This window comes from Streptomyces sp. NPDC060205, from assembly GCF_042728395.1.
Lineage (GTDB): Bacteria > Actinomycetota > Actinomycetes > Streptomycetales > Streptomycetaceae > Streptomyces.
Window position 1 is genome coordinate 1 of record NZ_JBHWZP010000356.1, and the last position, 9,144, is coordinate 9,144.

6 protein-coding genes and 1 pseudogene are annotated in these 9,144 nt (G+C 71.1%); 1 reads left to right on the forward strand and 6 read right to left on the reverse strand.

The window, feature by feature from the left end:
• Nucleotides 1–48 precede the first annotated feature (48 nt).
• From hflX to miaA, 6 genes are all read right to left on the reverse strand, one after another.
• Nucleotides 49–1,542 carry a GTPase HflX gene (hflX, locus tag ACFWGJ_RS37535; protein ID WP_107021471.1) on the reverse strand — a complete coding sequence of 498 codons (1,494 nt, stop codon included), beginning with the start codon at nt 1,540–1,542 and terminating at the stop codon, nt 49–51.
• 272 nt (nt 1,543–1,814) lie between these two features.
• Entirely contained in the window at nt 1,815–3,338 is a 1,524-nt protein-coding gene (locus ACFWGJ_RS37540) for a M1 family metallopeptidase (protein WP_387333450.1), read from the reverse strand.
• Between the two features lie 410 nt (nt 3,339–3,748).
• Nucleotides 3,749–5,893 (reverse strand): RelA/SpoT family protein, encoded by a 2,145-nt coding sequence (locus tag ACFWGJ_RS37545; RefSeq protein WP_387333451.1) that lies wholly within the window; start codon nt 5,891–5,893, stop codon nt 3,749–3,751.
• A 169-nt stretch (nt 5,894–6,062) separates the two neighbouring features.
• Nucleotides 6,063–6,932 (reverse strand): diaminopimelate epimerase, encoded by an 870-nt coding sequence (gene dapF, locus ACFWGJ_RS37550; RefSeq protein ID WP_387333452.1) that lies wholly within the window; start codon nt 6,930–6,932, stop codon nt 6,063–6,065.
• A gap of 123 nt (nt 6,933–7,055) precedes the next feature.
• Entirely contained in the window at nt 7,056–7,577 is a 522-nt protein-coding gene (locus tag ACFWGJ_RS37555) for a hypothetical protein (RefSeq protein ID WP_387333453.1), read from the reverse strand.
• Nucleotides 7,578–7,685: 108 nt separating this feature from the next.
• Nucleotides 7,686–8,624, reverse strand: a complete 939-nt coding sequence (miaA, locus tag ACFWGJ_RS37560; RefSeq protein ID WP_107021586.1) for a tRNA (adenosine(37)-N6)-dimethylallyltransferase MiaA — start codon at nt 8,622–8,624, stop codon at nt 7,686–7,688.
• Nucleotides 8,625–8,897: 273 nt separating this feature from the next.
• On the opposite strand from miaA, the pseudogene ACFWGJ_RS37565 reads away from it, so the two are divergent.
• A pseudogene (locus ACFWGJ_RS37565) lies at nt 8,898–9,144 on the forward strand (hypothetical protein); the annotation flags it as partial.

The following is a 9,144-nucleotide window of genomic DNA, read 5'->3' on the forward strand; positions in this document are numbered from 1 at the left end:
GGCCCGCCCCCTGCTTGAGGGGCGGGCCTTCCGGTCTGTTTCCGCGGATCAGGCCGCCGGAGCCGGCACGTACGGAGCGAGCTCCGCCGCCAGTTCCTCGTGGACCCGCACCTTCAGCAGGGTGCCCTCCGGGGTGTGCTCCTCGGAGAGGACCTCGCCGTCGGCGTGGGCGCGCGCCACCAGCCGGCCCAGCGTGTAGGGCACGAGGGCCTCCAGCTCGACCGAGGGATGCGGCAGCTCGACGTCGATGAGCGCGAGCAGCTCCGCGATGCCCTGGCCCGTACGGGCCGAGACCGCGATGGAGCGCTTCTCGTTCCGCATCAGCCGCTGGAGCACCAGCGGGTCGGCCGCGTCCGCCTTGTTGATCACCACGATCTCGGGCACCTTGGTGGCGCCCACGTCGCGGACGACCTCGCGCACGGCGGCCAGCTGCTCCTCCGGCGCCGGGTGCGAACCGTCCACCACGTGCAGGATCAGGTCGGAGTCGCCGACCTCCTCCATCGTGGAGCGGAACGCCTCGACGAGGTGGTGCGGCAGATGCCGTACGAAGCCGACGGTGTCCGCCAGCGTGTACAACCGCCCGCTCGGGGTCTCGGCCCGGCGCACGGTCGGGTCGAGGGTCGCGAACAGTGAGTTCTCGACGAGCACGCCCGCGCCCGTGAGGCGGTTGAGCAGCGAGGACTTGCCTGCGTTGGTGTAACCGGCGATGGCTACCGAGGGCACCTTGTTCCGGCGGCGCTCCTGGCGCTTGATGTCGCGGCCGGTCTTCATGTCCGCGATCTCCCGGCGCATCTTCGCCATCTTCTCGCGGATACGGCGCCGGTCGGTCTCGATCTTGGTCTCACCGGGACCACGGGTGGCGAGGCCACCGCCCGAGCCGCCGCCCATCTGACGGGACAGCGACTGACCCCAGCCGCGGAGCCTCGGCAGCATGTACTGCATCTGCGCGAGAGCGACCTGCGCCTTGCCCTCTCGGGACTTGGCGTGCTGGGCGAAGATGTCGAGGATCAGGGCCGTACGGTCGATGACCTTGACCTTGACGACGTCTTCGAGGTGGATGAGCTGGCCCGGCGACAGTTCACCGTCGCAGATGACCGTGTCCGCGCCGGTTTCGAGAACGATGTCCCGCAGCTCGTTGGCCTTGCCGGACCCGATGTACGTGGCCGCGTCCGGCTTGTCCCGGCGCTGGATGACTCCGTCGAGCACGAGCGCTCCCGCGGTCTCCGCGAGGGCGGCCAGCTCGGCCAGGGAGTTGTCCGCGTCGGTCGCGGTCCCCGAGGTCCACACACCGACGAGTACCACCCGCTCCAGACGGAGCTGTCGGTACTCGACCTCGGTGACGTCCTCAAGCTCGGTGGAGAGGCCCGCGACGCGGCGCAGGGCCGCGCGCTCGGAGCGGTCGAACTGGTCGCCGTCCCGCTCTCCGTCGATCTCGTGGCTCCAGGCGACGTCCTCTTCCATCAGGGCATCGGCCCGAAGACCGTCGGGGTGGTTCTGCGCAACGCTCTGGGTGTCCTGGGAAGGGGAAGAAGAGGAGGTCATTGGGTCCTTACGTCGATGGGAATACCTGGGCGACGGACTCCTCGCCCGTCACCAGCTCAACGCCCGGGGCCGCCGGGAGATTCCCGCCCGGGGCCACGGGGCCGCGCCGCCGACCCGAAGTGTCGTCGACGTGAAGATGTTCGCACGGCACGCCCCGTCTCGTCACTCGAATTCCCGGGGGTTACGGGGCACGCCGTGCGGGAATCAGCGGGTGCCCCTCACAGGGGTCACGAGGCACACTTCACGGGGGTCACGGGCTCCCCGCGCAGGGGTCACCCGGCGCGTTTCGCGGCCTTCTCGGCGGGCGCCGCGCTCTTCCAGTCCGGGTGCCCGGGCATGGGCGGGGTCTTCTCCGCGTAGAGCCACGCCTTGAAGAAGCCACTCAGATCGCGGCCGGCGATGCCCGTGGCCAGGCGCTCGAAGTCCGCGGTGTCGGCGACCCCGTCGTGGTGGGTGCTCACCCAGGCGCGCTCCAGGCGCTCGAAGGCGGGGCGGCCGATCTCCTCGCGCAGCGCGTACAGGACGAGGGCGCTGCCGTCGTAGACGTTCGGGCGGAAGATGCTGAGCTTCTCGCCGGGCTCGGCCCCCTTCGGGGCGGCGGGCGGTCCGCCGGCACTGCGCCAGGTGTCGGACGACCGGTAGGCGGCCTTCATCCGGGCCTCCATGGGCCGGTCGGCCTTCTCCTCGGCGAAGAGCGCCTCGTACCACGTGGCGTGTCCTTCGTTGAGCCACAGGTCGGACCAGGTGCGCGGAGAGACGCTGTCGCCGAACCACTGGTGGGCCAGTTCGTGCACCATGATCGACTCGACGTACCACTTCGGGTACTCGGACCGGGCGAAGAGTTTCCGCTCGAAGAGGGAGAGCGTCTGTGTCTCCAGTTCGAAGCCGGTACGTGCCTCGGCGATGAGCAGCCCGTACGTCTCGAAGGGGTAGTCGCCGACCTTCTCCTGCATCCAGGCGATCTGGTCGGGGGTCTTCTTGAGCCACGGCTCCAGGAGCTCGCGGTCCTTGGTGGGGACCACGTCGCGTACGGGGAGGCCGCCGGGGCCGTTTCTGCGCACCACGGAGGAGCGGCCGATCGACACCTGGGCCAGTTCGGTGGCCATGGGGTGTTCGGTGCGGTAGGTCCAGGTGGTGCCCGCGGCCCGGCGGGTCGCCCCTACGGGGAGCCCGTTGGCGACGGCCGTGTAGCCGTCGGGGACGGTGACCCGGACGGTGAACATCGCCTTGTCCGAAGGATGGTCGTTGCCGGGGAAGACACGGTGTCCGGCATCAGCCTGGTTGGCCATCGCCAGCCCGTCCTTCGTCTGCACCCAGCCGCTCTGCTGGTCCTTCGTGGAGACGGGGTCGCTGTCGTGGTGCACGGTGACGCGCATCGGGACGCCGGGCGGCAGCGCTTCGGCGGGCGTGACGACCAGGTCCTCGCCGGCGCTGCGGAACTCCGCGGGCTCGCCGTCGACCTCGACGGACCGCACTGTTCCGTGCGAGTAGTCAAGATTGAACTGCTCCAGCCAGTCCGTCGTACGGGCCTCGATGACCGTGACGGCCGGCAGCGGCTTGGTGTTGCTTCCGGAGTAGGTGAAGGCCAGGTCGTACGCCGTCACGTCGTACCCGGGGTTGCCGAGGTGGGGAAAGAGACGATCACCGATACCGAGCGGTGCCGGTGCGGGGGCGCTCGCGGCGATGAGGCAGACGGACGCGGCGGAGGCGACGAACGCGGTTCGCAGCCGTCGCTGCCGGGAGGCCCTGGGGGCTTCCGTCCCGGCGGTGTGGGAGGTCGTGCGGGTGCGCAGCATGGACCACGGCTATCAGCGCGCGGGACGCCCGCGATGCCGACTCGCACCAGAGCCACCCGAACGGCCGCGTCCAGGGCCGCGACGAACGTCGAGGCCTTACGGCTCCATTGACGGGGCGAACGGCGCCGCCTTGCGTCTTCAGGGGCGCGGCGAACGGCGCAATCTCTTGCCTTCAGCCCCGCGGGCAACGGACCGGCCGTCTGCCTTCAAGCCCGCGGGCAACGGACCGGCCGTCCGCCTTCAAGCCCGCGGGCAACGGCGCCGCCTCGCGCCTGCAGGGGCGCGGGGAACGGCGCAGTCCTTTGCCTTTAGGGGCGCGGGGAACTGCGCGACCAGCCACGACGCGCCCGCACCCGCCCTACGACCAGCCCACCACCCCCCGAAGGGGCCTGAAAGGCCGCGACGGCCCGCTACGAAGCCGTCGACTGGTGATGAGCCCGGCTGACATCGAAAACGCCCGGGACATTGCGCATCGCACGCATCAGCGCGGGCAGATGCGCGGCATCCGGAAGCTCAAGCGTGTACGTATGGCGCACGCGCTGCTGACTGGGCGGCTCGACGGTAGCCGAGACGATGGCAACGCCCTCCAGGGCGATCGCTTCAGTGAGGTCGGCCAGCAGATGGGGCCGCCCGAAGGATTCCGCGAAGAGCGTGACCCGGCACTCGCTGCTGTCACCCCAGCGCACCTCGACCTCCGCGCGCCCCGCGCTCTTCATGCGCTCCACCCCGGCGCACTCCACGCGGTGCACGGTCACCACTCCCCCGCGTACGGCGAACCCGGTGATCGCGTCGGGCGGTACGGGCGTGCAGCAGCCCGCGAGGCGTACGGTCGCGCCGGGCCGGTCGACGACGACGTCCGCGGCGGCGGGGCGTGCGGCGGGCCCGTCCGCGGCCGGGCGGCGGGTCTCGGCGGGGGCTTCGGACGGGGCGGCGGATGCCGGGTGCGCGGCCAGCCAGCGGGTGATGGCGATGCGCGCGACGGGCGTGTGCGCGTGCTCCAGCCACTCCCTGGAGGGCTCCGAGGCGGGGTCCTGGCCCATGAGCAGCTGGACGGTGTCACCGTCGCTCAGAACCGTGCTCAGCCTCGCGAGGCGGCCGTTGACGCGTACGCCGATACAGGCGTGCGCGTCCTCGCCGTACTGGGCGTAGGCGGCGTCCACACAACTGGCGCCCGCGGGCAGTCCGAGCGTGCCTCCGTCGGGACGGAAGACCGTGATCTCCCGGTCCTGCGCGAGGTCCTCGCGGAGCGTGGACCAGAACGTGTCGGGATCCGGCGCGGCCTCCTGCCAGTCGAGAAGGCGGGACAGCCAGCCGGGGCGGGTGGGGTCGGCGCGCTCGCCGTCGGCGGAGCGGGAGCCGTCGGCCTGCTCCTCAGCGGAGTCCGCTGCATCCACGGGCGAGGCGTAGGGATTGCCGAGCGCGATGACGCCGGCCTCGGCGACCTTGTGCATCTGGTGCGTACGGATGAGGACTTCGGCGACCTGTCCGTCCGGGCGGGCCACGGCCGTGTGCAGCGACTGGTACAGGTTGAACTTGGGAACGGCGATGAAGTCCTTGAACTCCGAGACCACCGGGGTGAGACAGGTGTGCAGTTCGCCGAGGACCCCGTAACAGTCGGCGTCCTCGTTCACGAGGACCAGCAGACGGCCGAAGTCGGCGCCGCGCAGTTCGCCGCGTTTGCGCGAGACGCGGTGCACGGACACGAAGTGCCGCGGGCGGATGAGGACTTCGGCCTGCAGACCGGCCTCGCGCAGGACGCCGCGTACCTCTTCGGCGATCTCGGCGAGGGGGTCGTCGGTGCGCGAGGAGTTCTTGACGATGAGTTCGCGGGTGTGGGTGTACTCCTCGGGGCGCAGGATCGCGAAGACCAGGTCCTCCAGCTCGGTCTTGAGCGCCTGGACACCCAGGCGTTCGGCGAGCGGGATGAGGACGTCCTTGGTGACCTTGGCGATGCGTTCCTGCTTCTCGGGCCGCATGACTCCGAGGGTGCGCATGTTGTGCAGCCGGTCGGCGAGTTTGATCGACATCACCCGGACATCGCTGCCGGTGGCGACGAGCATCTTGCGGAACGTCTCGGGCTCGGCGGCCGCTCCGTAGTCGACCTTTTCCAGCTTCGTCACGCCGTCGACGAGGTAGCGGACCTCCTCGCCGAACTCGGCGCGGACCTGATCGAGCGTCACTTCCGTGTCCTCGACGGTGTCGTGGAGCAGTGAGGCGGTCAACGTCGTGGTCTCCGCGCCCAGTTCGGCGAGGATCAGCGTCACGGCGAGCGGGTGCGTGATGTACGGCTCGCCGCTCTTGCGCATCTGACCGCGGTGCGAGGACTCGGCGAGGACGTAGGCGCGGCGCAGCGGGTCGAGGTCGGCGTCGGGGTGGTGGGCCCGGTGGGCCTCGACCACATGGCCGATCGCGTCGGGCAGCCGGTCGCGGCCCGCGGGGCCCAGGAGGGCGGCCCGTCCCAGGCGCCGCAGGTCGATCCGGGGGCGGCCCCGCCTGCGCTGTACCGCGGGCGTGATGGGGCCGGGCGTCGCGGGGTTCGTGGCCTCCGCACTCATGGGCACCTCCGGCTGCGTTGACCGGCGGACGGGGAGCCCCATGGCGTACGCGGCTCTGGGGATGGCGTCGTTCCCCCGTCCGGGCCGGTCCTTGATGCTACCGAGCCCACCACGCCCGACTGACCGCCTCTCGCCGAGCGTGAAACGGATCACCCATTCGAGCGAAGGTTCAGGGGGTCGTGTTTTCGAGCCATTCGGTGTCGATCTCACCCTCTGCGACGATCACCGCGGGCCCGGTCATCTCGATCTCGCCGTCGGTGCGCTCGGTGATCACGAGCCGGCCACCGGGCACGTCGACGGTGTACGTGGCCGGGGTGCCGGTCACCGCGGGGTCGGCGCCGTCCCTGCGCGCGGTGGCCACGGCCACGGCGCACGCGCCCGTGCCGCACGAGCGGGTCTCGCCCGAGCCCCGCTCGTGGACACGCAGAGCAACGTGATGAAGGCCACGGTCGACGACGAACTCGACGTTCACGCCGTCCGGGTACGCGGACAGTGGGCTGAACGGCGGTGGGGCGTACAGATGACCGGCGTGGTCGAGGTCCTCGACGAAGGCGACGGCGTGGGGGTTGCCCATGTTCACGTTGCGGGCGGGCCAGCTGCGGTCTCCCACGGTCACGGTCACGTCGCCCTCGGGGAGGACCGCCTTGCCCATGCCGACGGTGATGTCGCCGTCCTTGGCGAGGTGCACGGTCTTCACTCCCGCGCGCGTGGCGACCGCGATGTCACCTTCGGCCACATGCCCGGCGCGCTGGAGGTAGCGGGCGAACACACGCACTCCGTTGCCGCACATCTCGGCGATCGAGCCGTCGCCGTTGCGGTAGTCCATGAACCATTCCGCTTCGGCCGCCATCGAACGGGCCTCGGGGTGCGCGGCGGACCGTACGACATGCAGCAGGCCGTCCCCGCCGATGCCCGCGCGGCGGTCGCACAGGGCCGCGGCGGTGGCCGGCGGCAAGTCGATGACGTTCTCGGGATCCGGGACGATCACGAAGTCGTTCTCGGTCCCGTGCCCCTTGAGGAAGGCGATCCGCGTGCTCATCCCTCGATCGTAAGGGGTCGGTACGACAGCCCGGCATGCCCGCCGGTCGCGGCAGCACGGCCGGCCGGTCCGGCGGGCGGTCGCGCGGGGGCGACGCCCTGCCGCGAGGTTCCCAGGAGCGCCTCAGCGCAGGCGGGCCACGCGCCACACCGCGAGCACCGCGACCGCGGCGACGAGGACCGCGTACGCGATCGCGACGCGCCAGTCGGGGCGGCGGCCGGAACCGCGCTGGGGCAGGCCGGGCCACGTGTAACCGACCCGGCGGGCCGCCATCATGCCCCAGCCAGCGGCGCAGGAGCAGATCAGCAGGCCGAGCATGGCGATCATGGCTCCGCTGTCGCCGAAGTCGAAGGCCAGCGGGAAGGCGAACATCAAGGAGCCGAGAGCGGCGAGGCTCACGATGGGAGCGAGCTGCCAGATGCGCATGCGGCGCTGCGGACGCAGCTCCACCTCGACCTCGGGTCCCGGGAACATCTCATCGGGCTCGGGACCGTCCGCGGTCACACCGCCGATGATCTCGTCGGGACCGTCCGGGCTCAGCCGGTCCCCCTCGGGGTCCTGCTGGTCCCGCGCGGTGTCGTGCACCCCGCCGGTGACGGTGTCCTGCTCCGCGCCTGGTGCGGTGTCACGAGGGCCGGCCTCCATCGCCACGCGCCCTCCCCACTCGGACTCCACTTGGTCGATCGAAGCTCGATGATGGCACGCCCCCGGAGGCCCGGATGACGGCCGGAGCGTCCCGATGCCAGGACGTGATCAGGCTGTGACCGGTCGTTCGACCAAGGCCAGCGCAAGCTGCGGAAGTTCTGTGAGATCCGCCGCGGCCCCACTGAGCCAATGCACCCGCGGATCGCGCCTGAACCAGGAATCCTGACGGCGCGCGAAGCGCTTGGTGGCACGTACGGTCTCGGCCCGCGCCTCGTCGTCGGTGCACTCCCCGGAGAGCGCCGTGAGCATCTGCTGGTAGCCGAGCGCGCGCGACGCCGTGCGCCCTTCGCGCAACCCCTGCGCCTCCAGTGCGCGCACTTCCTCGCCCAGGCCGCCCTCCCACATGCGGTCCACCCGGCGGGCGATGCGCTCGTCGAGTTCGGGGCGCGCCACGTCGACGCCGATCTGCAGGGTGTCGTAGACGGAGTCGTGGCCCGGGAGGTTGGCGGTGAAGGGTCTGCCGGTGATCTCGATGACTTCGAGGGCGCGGACGATACGGCGGCCGTTGCTCGGCAGGATCGCGTGGGCGGCTTCGGGGTCGGCGACGGCCAGCCGGGCGTGCAGGGCGCCGGAGCCCCGCAGGGTGAGCTCCTCCTCCAGGCGGGCTCGCACCTCGGGATCCGTACCGGGGAATTCGAGGTTGTCGACGGCACCCCGGACGTACAGGCCGGAGCCGCCGACGAGGATGGGCCAGCGGTCCTCCGCGAGCAGCGCGTCGATGCGGATGCGCGCGAGCCGCTGGTACTCGGCGACGCTCGCCGTCACCGTCACGTCCCAGATGTCCAGCAGGTGGTGGGGAACACCGCCGCGCTCCTCGGGCGTCAGCTTGGCGGTGCCGATGTCCATCCCCCGGTAGAGCTGCATCGAGTCTGCGTTGACGACCTCACCGCCGAGGCGCTGGGCGAGGTGGACGCCGAGATCGGACTTTCCGGCCGCGGTGGGACCCACGACGGCGATGACCCGCGGAACGGGAGCTGCTCTACTCACCGTCACAGTCTCGCAAACCTCGGGCCCACTTCTCGAACGAGCTACGTGACGGTACGGGTCCGGGGTCGTTGCCTGTTGCGAGGTTCCAGCCGCCGGTTTCGAGGACCGGTGACCCCGGGCGACGCAATGGGACGCACCGGGCGACGCGGAATTTCGCCCACACGAGCAGGGTATGGAGACGAAATGGGCGTTTTTTCATGGCTTCTTCGTAAAGAGAGGTCTGAATCCCAAGGGTCCGAGGAGGCGACGGCCGCCGAGGCGCAGACGGACGCTGTGAAGGCCGGATCCGAGGCGGAGAAGCAGCCGGAAGCGGTGGCGGAGCCGGTTTCGGCCGACGCGGGGGCGGGCGACGCCGGGGCGGGCGACCCCGGGGCCGAGCCCGGCACGGAGGCCGCTGCCGTCGACTCCGACGCCGTTCCTTCCGCCGAGGCGAGCACCGAAGCCGAAGCCGGGGCCGAAGCCGAAGCCGGGGCCGGAGCCGGAGCCGGAGCTTCTTCGAGCGCTTCCGCGGCGGAGGGAG

What these genes read in the sequence shown, in the direction of transcription:
- hflX (WP_107021471.1), bottom strand. Translation starts at nt 1,542, where the DNA reads ATGACCTCCTCTTCTTCCCCTTCCCAGGACACCCAGAGCGTTGCGCAG.
- ACFWGJ_RS37540 (WP_387333450.1), bottom strand. Translation starts at nt 3,338, where the DNA reads ATGCTGCGCACCCGCACGACCTCCCACACCGCCGGGACGGAAGCCCCC.
- ACFWGJ_RS37545 (WP_387333451.1), bottom strand. Translation starts at nt 5,893, where the DNA reads ATGAGTGCGGAGGCCACGAACCCCGCGACGCCCGGCCCCATCACGCCC.
- dapF (WP_387333452.1), bottom strand. Translation starts at nt 6,932, where the DNA reads ATGAGCACGCGGATCGCCTTCCTCAAGGGGCACGGGACCGAGAACGAC.
- ACFWGJ_RS37555 (WP_387333453.1), bottom strand. Translation starts at nt 7,577, where the DNA reads ATGGAGGCCGGCCCTCGTGACACCGCACCAGGCGCGGAGCAGGACACC.